The sequence below is a fragment of the Nibrella saemangeumensis genome (assembly GCF_039541915.1).
Taxonomy (GTDB): Bacteria; Bacteroidota; Bacteroidia; order Cytophagales; family Spirosomataceae; genus Nibrella; species Nibrella saemangeumensis.
The window spans coordinates 218,992-236,563 of sequence record NZ_BAABHD010000082.1; the positions used below are offsets into that span (position 1 = coordinate 218,992).

Genomic DNA, 17,572 nt, shown 5'->3' on the forward strand with positions numbered 1-17,572 from the left:
TATGAGAACGATACTTGTCCGAATAGCGGCTTTCGTGCTGGTCGTCGTGCTGGGCATCAGCATGTCGTTGCTGCTGACCTTTGTGGGCGATAAGTCAAAAGGACCGGTGAGCGATCTGATCACCACCGTGAATGCCGGTATTTCGCATCTGGAAAAACGATTTACGGCTACCCGTGCCCACCGGGTTTCGGACCTGAAGTGGCTGGAGCGCTACCGCCACCGGACGGCCGGTATTGCCACCGCCGATCGTATGCTGTTGGGTGCGTACGACGACAATACCGCCGAGTCGTACGAAAGCATTGTCGCGCTGGAAGATTCACTGGACACCCGTCTGCCTATTATGTCGATCTATTCGGCCTGGGGCAGCCGGCCCGATCAGGTGTTCCCGCTGCTGCGGGTGCAGGCCATTGCCGATCTGGGGTCCATTCCGATGGTGACCTGGGAGCCGTGGCTGGACGATTTCAGTCCCGACCAGTTTCCGTTCAGCGCCCATGCGGAGAACAAAAACAAAGGAGGAATGCGGGCTATTGCTGAAGGGCGGTACGATGTGTATATCGATAAATGGGCGCTGGACGCCAAAGCCTTTGGCGAGCCATTCTTTCTCCGGCTGGGTCACGAGATGAACGATCCCTACCGCTACCCCTGGGGGCCGCAGAACAACCAGCCCGACGATTTTATTGCGGCCTGGCAGCATGTGGTTACCCGCTTCCGGACGTTGGGCGCTACCAATGCCATCTGGGTGTGGTCACCCCATCCGGCGTATAAGAATTTCGAAGCCTTTTACCCCGGCCACGCCTTTGTAGACTGGGTCGGTACCACGGCGATCAACTACGGTACCGTAGCCCCCTGGAGCCAGTGGTGGTCCTTTCAGGAGGTGATCGGAGCGTTTTACGAACGGGTATCGCTCTACAAAAAACCGGTCATTATCTGCGAGTTTGGCTCGCTGTCCGTCGGCGGTAACCGGCCGGCCTGGTTTGCCGATGCCCTCCGGACCTTGCCAACGCGGTATCCGGCCATCAGAGCGGTGGTGTTTTACCACAACGGTAACGACAAAACCACCACCTACAAATCCCTCGACTGGACGTTCCGGACGGACTCGGCTTCGGTCGCTGCCATCAAACAGGCTATCCGGTCAGGGCCAGGGACCCGGCAGCCGGCGGATATATAGCGGATGAGTGGCGCGTGCCTGATCCAGATGGGTTTCTTGTCCTGGAACCGGTAAATATTTCCGAAAAATAGTTATCTTGTCTAAGGAAATAAACCACCCTGCTCATGCGAATCGTCGGTCTTTTAGCTTTGATTTGTTTTGTGGGCGTTGGCGCATACGGACAGAAGTGCGTAGTCTCTAAAGATGCAAAAGGTCGCGTGGTAACGATTTGTCAGATGTACTTCGCCCAGATTGAGCCCCGGACAACCGGTCTGGAGCGTCCCTCGTACAAAGAGATGGTGTACCTGGGCAGCGAGTACTTTGGCTTTCCGGTCTGGCAGGACGGCACCGTGCAACTGGCCGGCCGGCAGATTCGGGGTGCCCTGGCCTATAACATTATAACCGACGAACTGCTGTATCAGCTCGGTAACAGTACCGCCGTGGAGAAAGCTATACCCGAAGCGTTTACCATCGGCGGTCACCGCTTTATCCGGGATGCTTCCAAAGGAATTGGACGGGACAGCCGGTATTATATGGTGCTGAACAACGGACCAACCCGCCTGCTGAAAAGTTTTAAGTGCCAGTTGCGGGGGCGTGAAGAAAACAACGGCTATACTAAAATGGATGAGTTTGACGGCCGGTATGAGACCCAGGAGCAATATTATATCAAAAAAGGCAGTGCGGTACCGGAGCCTGTTACCCTTACCCGGAAATCGTTGCAAGCCGTGCTTGGCGACCGGGCAGATGCGATTACTGACAAACTACCCCGTCGGAGAATTACCGAGGAAAACGTAATTGAGGTGTTGAAGCACTACGACGGGCAGATGCAGTAACGCGAGCGTCGTTACGGTAATGGCCCATTGATCCGTGCTGGCAGTGTCGGACTATCCCTCCTTTACGACCTTAACAGGCTGCGGGTAGTCCCTTCACAAAAAGCATACGAAGTTTTAACGGAATCTCTTCAATCATCTGTTTTATGAACACGTCAATGACAAAAGAACTGCTTCAGACACTAACGGAGCGAATGACCGGTGGGGCTTCTGTCCAAAAAGTATACGGCGAACCGATTGTAGCCGGTCAGAAAACCATCATTCCGGTTGCCAAGGTAACGCTGGGGTTCGGGGGTGGGTACGGTGAGGGACGGGCGGGCCGCAAAGGCGCATCGACCGAGACAGACGAGAGCGGCAAAGGAGAGGGTGGGGGCGTAGGCGGTGGTCTGATTGTCCAGCCCCAGGGAATCATTGAGGTTACACCCGATCAGACCCGCTATATTCCGTTACGGTCCGGCCGCTACATCGCGTTAGGCGTAGCGCTCGGGTTCGTGCTGAGCGGCATTATGGGTTTGCGGAGCCGGAAATCCTGAGCGGTCCCAAAATCATTCCAACGACTTTCAGGCGATCACTGCTACCCCGCCGTGCTGCTGAGAGCAGGCCCATAACCTAATTATAGCAAGGTTACTTCTTTTTCGGCGGTGCCGGCTTGGCAGGTGTTTTTGGAGGACCCGATGGCCTGGGCGTAGTGGTGCCATTTGTTGCGGGAACGGCTGCCAGGCTGATGCCCAGTTTGGTTAGTACCAGGTTGGTAATGTCGTAGTCCTTAGGGGCGAAAAGCAGGTTCGGCAGGGCATTAGCTCCGCTGTCGGTGCTAAAAATGTACGTATACCCGTTTTCTGTAGCTACGGCATCAATAGCGGTTTGGGCTTTTTGCAGCAGTGGGGCCAGGAGTTCGTTATTCTTTTTCTGGATACCTTCGTCGGCACTACGGGCAAATTCCTGAATGCGGGCCTGCAGGGCTTTCAGTTCGGTTTCTTTGTCTTTCCGGATGACATCGCTCATCTGAAGGGCCCCTTTTTCGTACGCTACATACTTATCCTGAAATTCTTTTTGCAGCCGTTTCAACTCATTTTCCGCCTGGGTTTGCTGCAGCGAAAGCTGATTGTTGACGTTCTTCATCTCCGGCATCTGTTCCAGAATGTATTGCAGGCTGGTATAACCGATCTTCAGCGGGGCAGTCATTCCAGGGCCGGTTTCGGTCGATTGCGTGAACGCGGCTAGTGGCAGAAGGAGTCCTATTAGGACAGAAATAATCCTCATTGAACAAATTTTTTGTAAAATACAAGTTTCGCTCGGGACGTGTAAGTTCTTAACAAAATTTAACGATACCAATTGGCATAGGTAGCCGATTGGTATCGTTGCCAGCCGGCTGCTCATCCGTAATTGAATGGTGAAACGGGCGGGGTGCGCGATAGTTTATCGCGCTGCTTACTTTTTCATCATAGGTATCATCATGAACAACGTAAAGTCGACCAGGAAATGGCCGATGATGTTGATCCATATGTTGCGTTTCCAACTGTAGAAAATGGTTAGTAACAAACCGGCTCCGGTGACAAACAACAGGTGACCGGCACCCCATTGCAGATGGGCAAGCACAAACAGGAGTAGGGGCAATGCGCCTGACAGCAATTTGTTGCCGGTTAGCTCCTCCAGTCGTTCAATCGAGTAGGCGCGGAATAGCAGGTCTTCGACAACAGCCGCCCGTAAAGCGAGGATAAACAGAGCATACACAGGAAGGCTGCCGATGATGCTGGCTTTTTCCTGAGAAACCGGCCAGCCAAAATAGCTGACGACAACGTTGAGGAGCGGAAACAGGAAGAACAGCAGGATACCGAGCAGAAACCCCCACCCCAGTTCTTTTAACCCGACAGCTTTGAAGCCTGCACTGCGGAGAGGCCGTTTCTCAACAACGAGTAGATACGTAAATACGAGACCGCCTATGCTCCACCAGATTATTTCATTGATCCATAAGGAGAAGCCGAGGTGTTTGCCAAAAACGGCAAAGAGAAAGGGTAAGGCTAGACTCAGACTAACTCCGATCAGCGTCTTGTTGGCAGTTGGTTGTGAAATGGTGATTGCTTTCATTGTTTTCTTTTTTTGACAAAACAGCTAAGCAACCCCTTAAAAATGAAGAAAATAGTAACAGGAAAAGCCGAATAGTCAGTAAATAGCCGCTGAATGGTCAGTCATTATTCAGCCACTTTCTGAACGCTGCCGTCTTATACCGGCTGACGGTCAGGTCGGAAAGGGTAGAGTCTGCGACGTTCAGTGAAACTTTAAGTTTGAAATTCTCGATGGGCTGCACGCTTTGAATGCTGTTGCGGCTGACAATGACTTGCCGGTTCAGGCGATAGAAGGTATCCTGTTCCAGTGATGCTTCCAGTTCCGATATGGTAAAGTCTGTACTCATCTTCCGGCCATTTCGAAGAACAACAAAAACGATCTTTTCCAGCAACTGAAAACACGCAATGTCGGTGATGGGCACTTGCATTGTCTGACCGCCGGTGTTGATCCGGAGTAGTTCGCTGGTATAAATTTTTCCCCGCTCCGGCTGAGCCCGCAGCAACTGGTCGAGCCAGAAATACAGGTTTACGGCGGCTGCAAACAGCAGGCCTATCAGAAATCCGATCAGGTAATTATGGAGATTGAAACTGCGGTCATAAATGACCAGTACAATCAGCAAATAAGCCAACAGGTAGAAGACAGCAAAGAAAAACAGATTGGTGCCGCTTACCTTCAGGATAAGCGGCAACCGAATGGCTTTCTGTTCTTCGCGTCTGAGAAAGTACCGGAAAATGAACAGCTGAACCTGCCAGCTGGTGAGTGAAAACGAGTACTGAAGCCCAAACTCAAGCAACAGGGCAGAGGCCGGTGGAAGGGTTTTATGCTTCAGTACGGTAATCAGCAGCACCAGCCCGGCCAAGCCAGTCACATACGGACGCTTCCTGAGGTACTCTCGCATTCTTATGTAAACAAGCGACCCACTATTCGCCGATCCGGGGCTGTTTAGTTAAGCGGAAACGACCGCGGATTCTGCTTTATAATTTTGGAACTATGAATCAATCCAAGGATCAGGGCTCCAATGATAATCGCCAGCGCAATCTGAAGCGTGAATATTAAATCGACCAGTGCCGACCCGCTATGCGACTCTTTCATCAACTGCCGGCCAACTTCCGACTGAATATTGGTCAGCTCGTTGAGGTGACGAATTGCCCCCCGGAACGTGACGGCGCTGTCGGTGTTAAACAGCCGGCTACCGGCTTCTTTCTGGTCGGTTTCGCTCAGGTTTAGTATAGTTTGCTCCTGAGCGGCATACGAATAAATATTCTGCTTAAACGCCCGCAGGCTCTCTGATTCCTTCTGGACCAGATACGTTTCTTCTACTTTCCGGATCAGGGAATCGATCCGATGGTTGTACGTAGTCAGTTGTCCGCGGGCCTCCGCCGGTGTGGTGCGGCTGCCCGATACCAGGTAGGCTTCCATCAAAAGCCGTTTGTTGTACAGGTTCTCGCTGAGGTATACCAGATCGACGGCCGGTAACAGCCGGTCCTGGTAGATGGACGAGAATGATTTATCGATACCGCGCACATTACTTCGGGAAATAACGGTATTCAGCGTGACAAGCGCCATTATACCCGTTAACAGAAGTGCGGCCTTTATTTTCTGCTGAATGACGAATGACCATTTCATAGTTTGTTGAGGAAGTTATAACCTCTCTTTTTATACTATATAACGAAATTTTTCGAAAATTCCTTTAGCCCTGGTAGAGTTATTCAGGCGCTCTATTCAGCTACAAAAGCACAAACGTATACTAACATACGCTCACTGCCGGATTTTTATTCAATATACTCAATTAAACAGACTTTTTACCGGGTATGTACAGCAACCGACGATTCAGGCACCGCTTACGACGAGTCGAACAGTGAAAACACCGACCTGACGGACGTGTGGATGGTCACCGGCAATTTCCCCCTAAGTTTGCTCTGTATATAACAACTTTAACACACCACACCATGAAAACTATTTACGCGTTCATTTTTATACTGCTTAGTCTGGGTAGTACCTATGCGCAGAAGCCCTATACCATGACCGAAACGGTTACGTATAATGTGAAATCCAGTAGTAGCCAATCTGACTATCAGCTTATTATCTCTCTGCCCGATGGGTATAAGGCCGGCGATACGACCCGTTATCCGGTTCTGTACCTGCTGGATGGCTATTTCTTCACGCCAATGGTAGCCTCGCTGCAGCGATTTTACGCCATGGGCGGAGAGGTGCCGAAGACAATCGTCGTCGGTATTAGTTATCCGGTAACCGAAGAGGTAACGGTTCATCAGCGCCGGACTTACGATTACACGCCGACGGCAGACACCCGAACGACAGATGAAATTGCTGCTTTTTATAAAGTACCTATGGAGTCGGGCGGAGGAGCCCGGTTTCTGCAAACGTTACGGGACGATATTCTGCCCTTTGTAGATAAAAACTTCAAAACAACCAGCGACCGTGCCTTATGCGGGCACTCCTTCGGCGGGCTGTTCGGCACCTATACGCTGCTCCATGCACCGGAACTGTTCAATCGGTACCTGCTGAGCAGTCCCTCGTTCCCGTGGGCTGACCAGGCGCTCTTCAAAGACGAGGAGATGGTGTTCAAGTCTGGCCGGAAATCACTACCGGCCCGTGTTTACTTCTCCATGGGCGGCAACGAAACAGATTATATGATTTCGCCTTACAAGCGGATGCTGCAAAACCTGAGAGAACGCCAGTACAGGGGACTGTATCTGGAAGAACATATCTACGAAAAAGAATCCCACACATCTGTTGTGCCGACTGCCTTCGCCCAGGGGTTGAGAGCAATTTACCGGCAGGATAAGAAGCCGTAAATGCCGATAAAATGGAATTATTTGCCTATCTTTCAGGGTGTTCCTACCTTTAATCGTATAGTGCCATGGACCCTTCCAGGATTGCCTTTCAGGGCGCTATCCCTGAAAACTACGAAACGTACCTGGGCCCCTACCTGTTTGAGCCCTACGCACAGGACCTGGTAGTGCGCATCCAAAGTCCGGGCGAAGCCGTGCTGGAGCTCGCCTGCGGAACCGGCCGGGTTACCCGCCATCTGCGGCAGCACGTTCCGGCTTCTACCCGCCTGGTGGCGACGGACCTGAACGCCGATATGGTAAACATGGCCCGGCAGCGGAACCCCGATGCTGCCGTGGACTGGCAGGTGGCCGATATGCAGGCGCTGCCGTTTGCTGATAACCTGTTCGATCTGGTGGTTTGCCAGTATGGGTTCATGTTTGTGCCCGATAAGCCGCTGGCGTTCCGGGAAGCGTATCGGGTACTCCGGCCCGGCGGCCGGTTGCTGTTCAATACCTGGGATAAGCTATCCAACAACGAGACCTCGGATCTGACGAATCAAACAATAGCGGAGTTTTTTCCGGATAATCCGCCCACCTTTTTCAACATACCCTTTTCCATGCATGACCCGCAGGCCATTCAGCAGTTGCTGGCCGAAGCCGGGTTCCGGGATATTACCATTGAGCTGGTTACGAAGCAATCGGAAAGCGAATCGGCGGAAGCGGTTGCCAGAGGGTTTTTAACCGGAACACCGTTGTATTCCTTTATCAGCGAACGGAGTGCCGACCGTATGCCGCAACTCATCGAGGCCGTAACGACTGCCATCACGGAGCGATTCGGTGCCCGACCCGTCAGCCGTATGCAGGCCTGGGTATCGCAGGCCGTTGTTCTCAAAAAATAACGTATAGGTAAAGCATTCGATCTGGCTGATGAAACGAAAACCGTACCGCCCGAACCCATATATCGTACATGCGCCGAAGAATCAGGCCTTAGCCCTGGAGAAATCAGGCCGGTCATCTGCCAATTATTCCAATTCGGGTTATTGGTTTCTGGCGCTCATTGTGCTGGTCGCAGCCGGGTTTTATACCACGTACCTGTCAAAAATTACCGAAACACAGCCGGCCGTTGTCCATTTTCATTTTGTGCTGATGGCCCTCTGGATTGCCATGCTTATTACGCAGCCGTTTCTGATTAAATACAAAAAGCTTAGCCTGCACCGGATGGTGGGCCGATTAAGCTACGGCGTAGTGCCGCTGACGTTGCTGTCGGGCTTTCTGATGCTTCGGTATGCTTACTATCATTTTATTGACGAAGCAACTCTGCACGCATCTCAGGGGGGCGTGCAGCTAAGCGCCGATGAACTGCGCCGGCAGGCCGCCGGGTATGTGGCTATTGTGGTTTTCTGGCTGGCTATGTTTGCGGTGTTTTACACTCTGGCGATTATAAATCGAAAAAAAACGCCGGCTCATGCGCGGTATATGGTGGCTGCGGCTTTATCGTTGCTGGGGCCAACAATTGACCGGATCGTGGTCTTTGTAGTTGGGCTGGAGAAGTTGCCGGCCGGTTTACCCATCGAGATCGTTGCCTTTTTTGTGGCTAATACCGTGCTGGCTGTCCTGTTATGGAAAGATTATCGCGCTAAGCGGGCAACGGCTACGCTCCGAAACAGCCTTTTGATTTATCTGCTGGGGCAGGCGTTATACTTCACCTTACCAAAAATGGTTGTTTGGGGATACATCATGGCCTTTATGATGCAGCCCAAGCCCTAAATGTCCCTGAAAAGCTTGCTTTACCATCAGTTTTTCGTCAAAAGGATGATGTTTTGTTTTGTATAGTATTTTGATAAAATCTTTTTGATATGAGATTAGTAAGGTGTGAAATTGAAGCTAATTTGTGAATTTGATTAAATAATTACTAATATTCAGTTTATTCAAAAGGAAGGTATTTGTATTAATTTATTATGAATTTTTGGGGTTGTATAGCCATAATTTATCCAAAGGCTTTGAAATTTATTGTAATATTCCTTTGTTAGCGGTAAGAGTTTCTATCGGCATGGGCGATGTACAGCCAATTGCCAAATACTGGAGACTGTTAATCAATTTGAAAACATATGAATAATTATAATAAAATTATTGAATCCCTGGTTGTAAGCGTTGGTCGGGCGGAATATCTTCACTGGCTTCATTCCCTGACTGTTTCGGAATACGGTAATTCGGTAAACGTACTATTGAAGGTTTATGATGGACAGGTTACGGTCAAAGGCCTGGGGCAGCTTGAGGTAGGGGACCTGTTATTTATTCCGGCGGGCAAAGCCCTGACCATAACCTTTGGTGACGCCAAAAACGCGCAAACCATCTCGCTGGAAGGGCTGAAGGCGGACGCCGGGCGCTATATCCAGCCAAAAGCAGATCCTCAGTTGCTGGGTCAGTTTCCGAACTCATTCGGCTACATATCGTTTGGGGCCAGCGTATTTGAACAGGTTGATTTTTTTGCGGCCCTGGAGGTGCCACCGTTTGTTATTCGGGGTGGGGAAACTGCTGACGTATCCACTCCGGGAGCATCCACTCTGGGAGCCTCTGCGCTGGCGAAATCGATGGAGCGGGTCTTGCAGGAAGTTGCGCTGGATCAGGCCGGGAAAGACCGTCTGATACACAATAAAACAGAGGAGATTGTAATTGGCCTGATCCGCTATATGCTGGATAAGGGCATGTTTATCGAGCAGTTGGTAACCAACAGCACCTACTTCAACGATCCACGGCTAATCAATCTGTTCTCTTATATAAAAGAGAATTTGGGCGGGGACCTCTCCAACAAGGCACTGGCCAACGTGGCCCATGTGTCAGAAGATTACCTGGGCCAGTATTTTAAGCACCGAACCGGTATGAACCCGCAGGATTACATTGAGTATCAGCGGATGGAAGCGGCTCTGGAACTGCTGGGCAACTCCCGGACCAGCATTAAGGAGATTGGCGCCAGGGTAGGCTACAAGGATACCGCTTACTTCTGCCGCCGGTTCAAGCGGACGTTCGGCATACCCGCAGCGAAGATGCGCCAGCGGGGTGCTCTGGCCGTCAGGTAAGCAATGTCACAATACGTATAGACTCTGCCGGTAGAGCAGGCTGGTTGCCTGCTCTACCGGCAGGCTACATAACAGGGACAGACGGATCTTTACGGAAGGAATCGGTTCCTGTGTAGCTAAAACAAAATAAGTTATGAAATAAATTATATATGCCTTAGTGTGTTAGGGGTAAATAAAAATGGTATGCTTGCATACTAGTCTGATTATTAGATAGTTGTAATTTTTCTTTAATGTATTTTTAATGCACTTGTCTTAAAAAAGTTATATTTTTGTTTGCTAAAGAATTCCAGCTTCTAATCTATACCTTTTTGAGTGTATGCTTGCTTATCCTTCTGTCTCTGCCACCCCTGTTTCGGCTTTACCAACATCTATGGACAGATTTGATGATCTCTCGTTAGCCATGTACCGGCGGCAGTATCTCCAGGAAAAAACCGGACACGGCTATAGCATTGTACGCATAGCGCAGCAGCAATACGGCGTGTTGCCTCATACGGTAGCCCAGGATCTGACTTACCCCATTGTCGTAAAAGGAAATCTTCACTAAAAAAACTCAGTGGTACAGTTAGAAGGCTGGCCTTTAAAAAGGCCAGCTGTAACGCTACCGGTTTCTTATCAAAAGAATAACCCTTTTGTCCACATAGACAAAAGGGTATAGCCGTACGGATCAGCGAAAGCGTTTCTCACTTATTTCAGAAACAGCTGTTTCCGCTCCATTGTAATCTCCGACTAAGAACTGACCCCAAAGCCATCCCAGGGGTAGCTCTTACCTCAAAAACGTATTACAATGGAAAACAGACTGAACATTACCAAATCTGCGTATTACCTCAATGAACGCGTTGCCCGATTAACCAGAAGGCAGTTGTCTATTCCTAAAAAAGCGCTCATCCAGACTTGTAGAGTAAAAATGCTGGTAGTTACCGACTATGGTGGCTCATTCGGCGACAATGAGGGATTTGGTTTGGGGCATTTTCTGCGGGCATTTGATGAGCCTCTGCCGTTTACATCATTTGAGATTACCAAAGCCCACCGGCGTAGTGATGAGGACGCCGACATTGAAAACTTCCGCTTTCACGAGCACGATCTAAGCCGCTACGATGTCATTTGGCTGTTTGCCGTTGAGCGTCCCGCATTCCGGCCGAGTGGTCAGCCGGTGCTGACGCTTACAGATGCCGAGTTAAGAGCTGTGTCGGAATATATGGATCAGGGGGGCGGTATCTTTGCCACCGGCGACCACGAAGATCTGGGGGTTGATATGTGCGGGCGTATTCCGCGCATCCGCAGCATGCGCCGTTGGTTTACGGCGGCTAATCCCGGCCCCAACGAAGAACCTTTTGCACCGGCCCAAACTGGCATAGGCCGCCACGATACCATTGTTGATATAAATCCTGCCCTGGCTGGGGTCCAGGGAGATCAGTCTGACCTGACTCCCCAAAAGATTAAGCTCAATTACCGGTACCGGACCTACCACATGGGCTCTGTTATCCGGCGGCAGGTAAAATATCCGCACTTGGTATTATGCAGTCCAGATGGGGCTATTAACGTCCTGCCCGACCACATGCACGAGGGGAACTGTGAAGTGCCGGCCGATCTGACAAAGGCATTCAACTTTGCTGGTTATGCTATTCAGGAGTACCCGATGGTCGGGCGGGCACGATTGACGCCGGAGGTAATTGCGGAGGCAGTCAACCATGTCACTAATTCGGATTTCGGTGTAATTGCTGTGCTGGACGGGCACCAGACCAACCAGATAGGACGCGTGCTGGTCGATGCCACCTGGCACCACTTTTTCAACATCAACATCGCTCAGTTCGGGCAGCTTAAACAGGCGGTGACGATGGTCTGATTCCAACGACTGAACAAGTCAGGGCGCTCGAAGCGTATAATCTGATTCAGCACTACTACCGGAACATTGCCTACTGGCTGGCCCGCCGGAGTACCCATGCCTGTTACAGGAATCGCGGCTGGCGCTGGTTGCTGCACCATTTCGACATACGGATGTCGCTGGTAACCCACCGCGATATTCCCAACCTAACCGAATATTATTACACCATCGGGATTCTGGCAAAGAACGCGCTCGGCGACCTGGAGTCGGAGTGCCAGTCAATTACGTACTACATTGATATCATACCTGAGTTTATTCCTGAGCTAGTGTTCAAGCCACGGCCGCTTCCCGATCCACTTCCCTTCGTTGATCCCGAAGTTTACTTTGGCATCGCGTTGGGTGCAGCGCTGCACGAAGCCAATCTGGTGATGGTGGAGCGAAACGAAATGAAGGATGAAGAATTGCTAAAAACCTTACGCTCCGGAGCACAATCGGGCCTCCAGGTCTTTCTGAAGGAATATGAGCAGCACGGTCGGGAACTGAAAAAGAGGATCCGGTAGCATTCAGGGTGGTCCCTTTTCCGTATGGCCGGAAAAGGGACCACCCTGAGGAAAGTTAACCATAGCTTTTTGGGAAAGAGGTAGAAAGGCTGCGGCTAAAACCGTTCTACCAGGATAGCAAAACCAAGATTCTTTACCTGTTTGGACGCAGACAATTTCGTAAGTGGCAGCAGGTAATAGTTATTCATTAACGCTCCCCCATACATCGGTAGAATCATACAAAATCCGCCCTAAACCGGCGTCCCGAACCTTCCAGCAAGCCAGACAGTCAGCGCTCAACTCCCCCTCCTGGTCGACAATAACCGCTTTGGAAACATCAGTAACTTTTATCCAGGAGGGGTGTCCATCAATGAGTGTGCCGTCGAAAGCGCGTACACCGTCGGCGTCGACCGAATCGGGCGTTTGCTGATTGGGGGACAACAGGTAGGCGACCGCTTTATGGTGATCGGCAACCACCACCCAGAGCATCTTTGAGGAGTAGTTATAGATCCGGCCTTTTTGCTTAAACGGTGTCGGCAATCCGGGAAAAAGATGACCGGTGGCCACAAGCAGCGAAATTGCCAGTACGGTGGCTAAGGCGATGAGACCAAAAGACCTGAGCCTTACTTCAGCAAGGAACATGCTGCAAGATACAAAACGAAATGGCAGTATGTAAAAGCATCCAGGATTGAAATCATAGCCGTCCTGAATGCCTTTGTCCCTATTCAGTCTCAAAATTACTGGTTACCTGCCCGCATATGCATAAACAGGTTTATGCCTTCGGGTTCGCGCCCAATAAAAACCTGCCGGGGCTGAAAACCGGCCTGCTGCGCCAATGCCATGAGTTGTTCTTCGCTGCGGTGGTGCAGAAACCAGTTGTTGAGGGTCTCCATGTAATTGCGGGTCGGGTTCTGGAGCGAGAAGTTGCCGATGATAATCTCACCGCCTGGTTTAAGCCACCCCCGGAAGCGGTTCAGGATGCGGGCAAACACGGCATCGTCGAAATAGTCGAACAGGCCGGCCGACCAGATAATATCGTACGGCTGCGCCGGCTGGTATCGGAAGATGTTTTTCTCCACAAACGTGATGTGCTCCGCATAGTCGGCGGTCAGGCGGCCGGCGTACTGAATTGCGTTCGCGTCCATGTCGACGCAGGTAGTTTGCAGCTGGGCCGGGTCAATGCGGTTGTACACTTCGAGCAGGTCGCGGGCCGGGCCACTCGCCAAATCCAGCAAATTTAACGGCTGCTGGTTGGTGGTCCGGAGCCGGCTCAGAATGGTTTGCTTGAAGTACTCCTTGCGGTTACGAACGGCCTGAGTGGCCGGGTGCTGCTGCAGAAACTCGTCCCATTTGCGGTATAGCGGGTGATCGGACAAATGGTACGTATAAATTTTATCAATGATCGAGAAGTCGCCGGCGTAGCCATACGGCCACCGCATGCAGTGCCCCTGCATGGTGTGCTGGAGAAATCCTTCCGAAAAAGGATGGCTGGCTTCCAGGGCTGCCCGCAGGACGGGGTCGTCGGTGAGGGCATCGATCAGCTCATTCATGGTTGCGTATTCCTGCGGTTCGGGGCCGCCCTTCTGCATGAAATACTGGACAAGTGCGGTTGCCTCTTTTTCGGCGGTTACAGTCAGCGTTTGCATGGTGAGGAATGTGTTTGATTGTGGATAGTGATACGAATGAATGTCCTCTGTTCGCTGTGGACAATCAAAAGTAATATGGCCCCGGCCGGCGGTAAAAACTTACCTGAACGAGTAGCGGATCAATCTGCTTGAATGGAAGCTAAGGGCGATTGAACCGGTAAAAAGCAAAGAGTCCATGCGCCGGCGCATGGACTCTTTACTGAATGCTCAGGTAAGCGTATCCGGGTGTCTTTACTCCAGCTTCCAGGCCGGTAAGCGGCCTGGGGTGTACGGGGCGCCGTGCTGCTCCAGCAGCGTTTCCAGCCGCTCCACTTCCCCCCGAACGGCTTTCACTTCGTTGAGCAGCGGGGTAAAGAGCCGGGCCGCATCGTTGTACGAACTGAGAAACGTATTGGTGGGCGCGGTTGAGGTGTTTACCACATTGCTCATGATACCCCGGATGCGGCTGCTGATGGACGTGGGCGCTTCAAATTCCCGTTTCAGCCGCGTCACATCCCCGTTCAGGTCCCGGTCCACATCGCTTAGTCTCCGCTCCAGGGTCGTGATCGTTTTCATCACCGACGCGTTCAGGGAGGGCGTTTGCAGGGCGGCTTCTTTCATGTACCGGAGCTTATTGACCAGGTCGGCCCGGTACGCATTGGTGCCGTCTACGGCGCGGTACAGCTCCATCACTTTTTTGCCAAAATCGTACAGGGATTTTTTGTCGGCAGCGGTCAGGGAGGCTGCATTCAGCGCTTCGATCCGGAACGATTGCGGAGGAACCAGTTCGGTAAAGGTGCTGTCGTCAAACCTGCTCAGTGACACCCGGTACTCGCCGGGCAGGACCATGATTCCCTGGTCGGGCGACGAAAAGACATTCTCCTCGTTGAACGGGGTAAAGTTAACCGCTCCTTTGGCGTCGGTCCGGAAATCCCAGCTGATGCGGTTCATGCCCTTTTTGGCCGGCGTTCGCAGGCGACGCACGGTATTGCCGGCCGGGTCGGTAATGGTAAACAGCAGGTACGGTGAGGGCTGTAGGTCCTCCATCCGGAGCGAATCAATAGACGGGTAGAACAGGGGCAGGCCACTTTTAAGGCGCTGGCTTTCGGCTTCCTGTCTCTTTTCTCTAAGTGTTTTGTACTCGTCTTTCAGGTAATACGTAAACACGGCGCCGGGCTTTGGGTTCGGGACGCTCCAGTAGCTTTCCCCCTGAAACCCCTTGCCCCGGATGCCCAGCGGAGACGATTCGATGTACATCAGGGCTGTTTTTACCGGTGCAATGAACGCCGGCTTATCCAGGTCTTCTGTTTTCAGGTTGCGCAGGGGGGTGTAGTCATCAAGTACGTAATAGCCCCGGCCGAAGGTAGCGAGTACCAGATCATTCTCCCGTTTCTGGATCTCCATATCCCGGATGGCAATCGTTGGCAGCCCGCCCTTTAACTGCACCCATCTGGCACCGCCGTCCAGGGAGAAGAAAACGCCAAACTCGGTACCGGCAAACAGGAGATTTGGGTTTTTATGGTCCTCGGCTACGCAGTATACCGTACCCCGGTCGGGCAGGTTGTTCTGAATGGGCTTCCAGGTTTTACCGCCGTCCGTGGTCTTAAAGAGATACGGTTTGAAGTCGCCATCCCGGTGGTTATTGAATGCGGCATACGCCACATTTTTCTGGTGGGCCGACGTGATGATCATGTTGACGTACGTGCGGTCGGGTACACCGGCCACGCTATTCACCTTCGTCCAGGTTTTACCGCCATCCGTCGTTACGTGGATCAGGCCGTCATCGGTGCCGGCATACAGCAGGTTAGGGTCTACTACCGATTCGGCCAGGGTGGTTACCTGTCCGTAAATATCGGTCGATTGATTTTTGGCTACGGCATCTACGCTCCAGACCCGGCCCATCACGGTAAGTTTGTTGCGGTCTACCTGCCGGGAGAGATCCGGGCTGATTACCTGCCAGGTATTACCCTGATCGTTGGTCCGGAATACGCGGTCAGAGGCAAAGTACAGGCGCTTGTGGTCGTGCTGCGAGATCAGCAGGGGCGCATCCCAGTTCCAGCGGTAAGGGGTATCTTTGGCCGGTTCCACGGGTTTAATGTCTACCTGCTCCCCGGTTCGCCGGTCGTAGCGGACAAGGCCGCCGTACTGCGACTGGGCATACACGATGTTCGGGTCGGTATAATCGACCTGGCTCTCAAAGCCATCACCCCCGTTGGTGATAAACCAGTCGCTGTTGACAATGCCGTTCAGGCTCGTGGTGCGGGACGGACCACCCAGGCTGAAATTATCCTGCGTACCGCCGTACACATAGTAAAACGGCAGGCTGTTATCCAGCGATACCTTATAAAACTGAGTCACCGGCAGGTTCGCTTTGAATGACCAGTTCTGGGCCCCATCGAAGCTTTCATACAAACCGCCATCGCAACCCACCAGCATATGCCGGGTGTTGGCCGGATTTACCCAGATGACGTGGTTATCGACGTGTTTGTTCTTCTCGCCCAGGTTACGGAAGGTCTTGCCCCCATCGTCACTAACCTGCAGATAGACGTTCATCGAGTACAGGCGGCTGATGTCTTTGGGGTCGCAGAAAATGCGCTGGTAGTAATTGCCCGAAGTAGAGTAGCTGCTTCGTTTCTCCCAACTGTTGCCCCGGTCTGTGGAGGCAAACAGGCCGCCTTTGTTATCGCCCGCTTCCACAATGGCAAAGAGATGATCCGGGTTTACCGGACTGATGGCCAACCCAATCCGGCCCAGGTCAATACCCGTCGGCAGGCCTTTCATGCTTTTATTCCAGGTGGCACCGCCATCCGTGCTTTTGTAGAGGGCACTTTCCGGCCCTCCGCCGATATAGGTAAACACCTTGCGCTGCCGCTGGTGGGCCGTGGCATACAGCACGTTGCTGTTTCGGGGGTCCATGTGTAGTTCACTGAAGCCGGTATGTTCGCTTACCGTGAGAATGGCCTTCCAGGTCTTGCCGCCATCGGTTGTTTTATAAATGCCGCGTTCGCCACCACTGCTCCACAGGGGGCCGTAGGCGGCTGCATACACAACATCGGAGTTGTTGGGGTCGACTACAATGCTGCCAATGTGCTCGGATTGCTTCAGCCCCATATTTTTCCAGCTCTTGCCGCCATCTTCGCTTTTATAGACCCCATCGCCGTACGCTACCGAGCGCTGGTTGTTGTTCTCCCCGCTGCCTACCCAGACTACTTTCGTATTGTTTGGGTCGAGCGTAACGCAGCCAATGGAGTAAGAGCCCTGGTCGTCGAAGACCGGCGTAAAGGTGGTACCGGCATTGACGGTTTTCCAGACCCCGCCCGAGGCAACCGCTACATAATACTCTGATGGATTAGCCGGGTTAACCGCCAGGTCGGCAACACGCCCAGACACAAGTGCCGGACCAATACTTCGGAAAGCGAGCCCGCTAAAGGTAGCGGTTTGAAAAGGGCCTTTGGCGGCCACTTTAGCGGTATCCGGTACATTTTTCTTTTTCTGGGCCAGCAACACGGCGGGGACTAGTGACAGCATGGCCAGAAGCCATAAGCAGGTACGTTTCATAATCAGCATGCAGGATCAAGAAGAGTTGTGAAATGGAACAGGGACTACCCGGTAGGTTATCAACGTTTTAAATATACACGAACTACAGACAAGTTGAGCGTGAAGCGTGCGGATA

General features: G+C 52.1%; 17 protein-coding genes. 10 read left to right on the forward strand and 7 right to left on the reverse strand.

The genetic code is table 11. The annotated features are described in order from the left end of the window. Position 1: 1 nt before the first annotated feature. The 3 genes from ABD949_RS25970 to ABD949_RS25980 all read left to right on the forward strand — a co-directional run bounded on the left by ABD949_RS25970 (position 2) and on the right by ABD949_RS25980 (position 2,510). On the forward strand, positions 2 to 1,168 hold the full coding sequence (locus ABD949_RS25970; RefSeq protein WP_345248547.1) for a glycoside hydrolase family 26 protein: 1,167 nt from the start codon (positions 2 to 4) through the stop codon (positions 1,166 to 1,168). Positions 1,169 to 1,272: 104 nt separating this feature from the next. Next, positions 1,273 to 1,980, forward strand: coding sequence for a hypothetical protein (locus ABD949_RS25975; RefSeq protein WP_345248549.1), 708 nt, complete (start codon positions 1,273 to 1,275; stop codon positions 1,978 to 1,980). 143 nt (positions 1,981 to 2,123) lie between these two features. Further along, positions 2,124 to 2,510, forward strand: coding sequence for a spore germination protein GerW family protein (locus ABD949_RS25980; protein ID WP_345248551.1), 387 nt, complete (start codon positions 2,124 to 2,126; stop codon positions 2,508 to 2,510). A gap of 91 nt (positions 2,511 to 2,601) precedes the next feature. Here ABD949_RS25980 and ABD949_RS25985 read toward each other — a convergent pair whose 3' ends face one another. The 4 genes from ABD949_RS25985 to ABD949_RS26000 all read right to left on the reverse strand — a co-directional run bounded on the left by ABD949_RS25985 (position 2,602) and on the right by ABD949_RS26000 (position 5,670). Beyond that, positions 2,602 to 3,162, reverse strand: a complete 561-nt coding sequence (locus ABD949_RS25985) for an OmpH/Skp family outer membrane protein (protein WP_345248553.1) — start codon at positions 3,160 to 3,162, stop codon at positions 2,602 to 2,604. A 246-nt stretch (positions 3,163 to 3,408) separates the two neighbouring features. Beyond that, positions 3,409 to 4,065 (reverse strand): CPBP family intramembrane glutamic endopeptidase, encoded by a 657-nt coding sequence (locus tag ABD949_RS25990; RefSeq protein ID WP_345248555.1) that lies wholly within the window; start codon positions 4,063 to 4,065, stop codon positions 3,409 to 3,411. Positions 4,066 to 4,162: 97 nt separating this feature from the next. Continuing rightward, positions 4,163 to 4,942: a LytR/AlgR family response regulator transcription factor gene (locus tag ABD949_RS25995; protein ID WP_345248557.1), complete on the reverse strand. Its 780-nt coding sequence runs from the start codon at positions 4,940 to 4,942 to the stop codon at positions 4,163 to 4,165. Between the two features lie 44 nt (positions 4,943 to 4,986). After that, positions 4,987 to 5,670: an MCP four helix bundle domain-containing protein gene (locus tag ABD949_RS26000; RefSeq protein ID WP_345248559.1), complete on the reverse strand. Its 684-nt coding sequence runs from the start codon at positions 5,668 to 5,670 to the stop codon at positions 4,987 to 4,989. 323 nt (positions 5,671 to 5,993) lie between these two features. Between ABD949_RS26000 and ABD949_RS26005 the strand changes: the two genes are divergently transcribed. From ABD949_RS26005 to ABD949_RS26035, 7 genes are all read left to right on the forward strand, one after another. Beyond that, positions 5,994 to 6,860, forward strand: coding sequence for an alpha/beta hydrolase (locus tag ABD949_RS26005; protein WP_345248561.1), 867 nt, complete (start codon positions 5,994 to 5,996; stop codon positions 6,858 to 6,860). A gap of 65 nt (positions 6,861 to 6,925) precedes the next feature. Next, positions 6,926 to 7,735: a class I SAM-dependent methyltransferase gene (locus tag ABD949_RS26010; protein ID WP_345248563.1), complete on the forward strand. Its 810-nt coding sequence runs from the start codon at positions 6,926 to 6,928 to the stop codon at positions 7,733 to 7,735. Between the two features lie 28 nt (positions 7,736 to 7,763). Beyond that, a complete protein-coding gene (locus ABD949_RS26015) occupies positions 7,764 to 8,603 on the forward strand; it encodes a hypothetical protein (protein ID WP_345248565.1) in 840 nt (279 codons plus the stop codon). A 341-nt stretch (positions 8,604 to 8,944) separates the two neighbouring features. Next, positions 8,945 to 9,913, forward strand: a complete 969-nt coding sequence (locus tag ABD949_RS26020) for a helix-turn-helix domain-containing protein (RefSeq protein ID WP_345248567.1) — start codon at positions 8,945 to 8,947, stop codon at positions 9,911 to 9,913. 370 nt (positions 9,914 to 10,283) lie between these two features. Continuing rightward, positions 10,284 to 10,457 carry a hypothetical protein gene (locus ABD949_RS26025; RefSeq protein WP_345248569.1) on the forward strand — a complete coding sequence of 58 codons (174 nt, stop codon included), beginning with the start codon at positions 10,284 to 10,286 and terminating at the stop codon, positions 10,455 to 10,457. 240 nt (positions 10,458 to 10,697) lie between these two features. Beyond that, positions 10,698 to 11,756, forward strand: coding sequence for a hypothetical protein (locus ABD949_RS26030; RefSeq protein ID WP_345248571.1), 1,059 nt, complete (start codon positions 10,698 to 10,700; stop codon positions 11,754 to 11,756). Between the two features lie 152 nt (positions 11,757 to 11,908). Beyond that, a complete protein-coding gene (locus ABD949_RS26035; protein WP_345248573.1) occupies positions 11,909 to 12,295 on the forward strand; it encodes a hypothetical protein in 387 nt (128 codons plus the stop codon). 180 nt (positions 12,296 to 12,475) lie between these two features. On the opposite strand, the gene ABD949_RS26040 is transcribed toward ABD949_RS26035, so the two are convergent. The 3 genes from ABD949_RS26040 to ABD949_RS26050 all read right to left on the reverse strand — a co-directional run bounded on the left by ABD949_RS26040 (position 12,476) and on the right by ABD949_RS26050 (position 17,457). Beyond that, on the reverse strand, positions 12,476 to 12,916 hold the full coding sequence (locus tag ABD949_RS26040) for a hypothetical protein (protein WP_345248575.1): 441 nt from the start codon (positions 12,914 to 12,916) through the stop codon (positions 12,476 to 12,478). 95 nt (positions 12,917 to 13,011) lie between these two features. Next, positions 13,012 to 13,920 (reverse strand): class I SAM-dependent methyltransferase, encoded by a 909-nt coding sequence (locus ABD949_RS26045; RefSeq protein WP_345248577.1) that lies wholly within the window; start codon positions 13,918 to 13,920, stop codon positions 13,012 to 13,014. Between the two features lie 231 nt (positions 13,921 to 14,151). Further along, a complete protein-coding gene (locus tag ABD949_RS26050; protein WP_345248579.1) occupies positions 14,152 to 17,457 on the reverse strand; it encodes a WD40/YVTN/BNR-like repeat-containing protein in 3,306 nt (1,101 codons plus the stop codon). Positions 17,458 to 17,572 lie beyond the last annotated feature (115 nt).

Excerpts from the sequence above, each read along its gene's own strand:
- ABD949_RS25970 (WP_345248547.1), top strand. The coding sequence starts at position 2 with ATGAGAACGATACTTGTCCGAATAGCGGCTTTCGTGCTGGTCGTCGTG.
- ABD949_RS25975 (WP_345248549.1), top strand. The coding sequence starts at position 1,273 with ATGCGAATCGTCGGTCTTTTAGCTTTGATTTGTTTTGTGGGCGTTGGC.
- ABD949_RS25980 (WP_345248551.1), top strand. The coding sequence starts at position 2,124 with ATGAACACGTCAATGACAAAAGAACTGCTTCAGACACTAACGGAGCGA.
- ABD949_RS25985 (WP_345248553.1), bottom strand. The coding sequence starts at position 3,162 with ATGACTGCCCCGCTGAAGATCGGTTATACCAGCCTGCAATACATTCTG.
- ABD949_RS25990 (WP_345248555.1), bottom strand. The coding sequence starts at position 4,065 with ATGAAAGCAATCACCATTTCACAACCAACTGCCAACAAGACGCTGATC.
- ABD949_RS25995 (WP_345248557.1), bottom strand. The coding sequence starts at position 4,942 with ATGCGAGAGTACCTCAGGAAGCGTCCGTATGTGACTGGCTTGGCCGGG.
- ABD949_RS26000 (WP_345248559.1), bottom strand. The coding sequence starts at position 5,670 with ATGAAATGGTCATTCGTCATTCAGCAGAAAATAAAGGCCGCACTTCTG.
- ABD949_RS26005 (WP_345248561.1), top strand. The coding sequence starts at position 5,994 with ATGAAAACTATTTACGCGTTCATTTTTATACTGCTTAGTCTGGGTAGT.
- ABD949_RS26010 (WP_345248563.1), top strand. The coding sequence starts at position 6,926 with ATGGACCCTTCCAGGATTGCCTTTCAGGGCGCTATCCCTGAAAACTAC.
- ABD949_RS26015 (WP_345248565.1), top strand. The coding sequence starts at position 7,764 with ATGAAACGAAAACCGTACCGCCCGAACCCATATATCGTACATGCGCCG.
- ABD949_RS26020 (WP_345248567.1), top strand. The coding sequence starts at position 8,945 with ATGAATAATTATAATAAAATTATTGAATCCCTGGTTGTAAGCGTTGGT.
- ABD949_RS26025 (WP_345248569.1), top strand. The coding sequence starts at position 10,284 with ATGGACAGATTTGATGATCTCTCGTTAGCCATGTACCGGCGGCAGTAT.
- ABD949_RS26030 (WP_345248571.1), top strand. The coding sequence starts at position 10,698 with ATGGAAAACAGACTGAACATTACCAAATCTGCGTATTACCTCAATGAA.
- ABD949_RS26035 (WP_345248573.1), top strand. The coding sequence starts at position 11,909 with ATGTCGCTGGTAACCCACCGCGATATTCCCAACCTAACCGAATATTAT.
- ABD949_RS26040 (WP_345248575.1), bottom strand. The coding sequence starts at position 12,916 with ATGTTCCTTGCTGAAGTAAGGCTCAGGTCTTTTGGTCTCATCGCCTTA.
- ABD949_RS26045 (WP_345248577.1), bottom strand. The coding sequence starts at position 13,920 with ATGCAAACGCTGACTGTAACCGCCGAAAAAGAGGCAACCGCACTTGTC.
- ABD949_RS26050 (WP_345248579.1), bottom strand. The coding sequence starts at position 17,457 with ATGAAACGTACCTGCTTATGGCTTCTGGCCATGCTGTCACTAGTCCCC.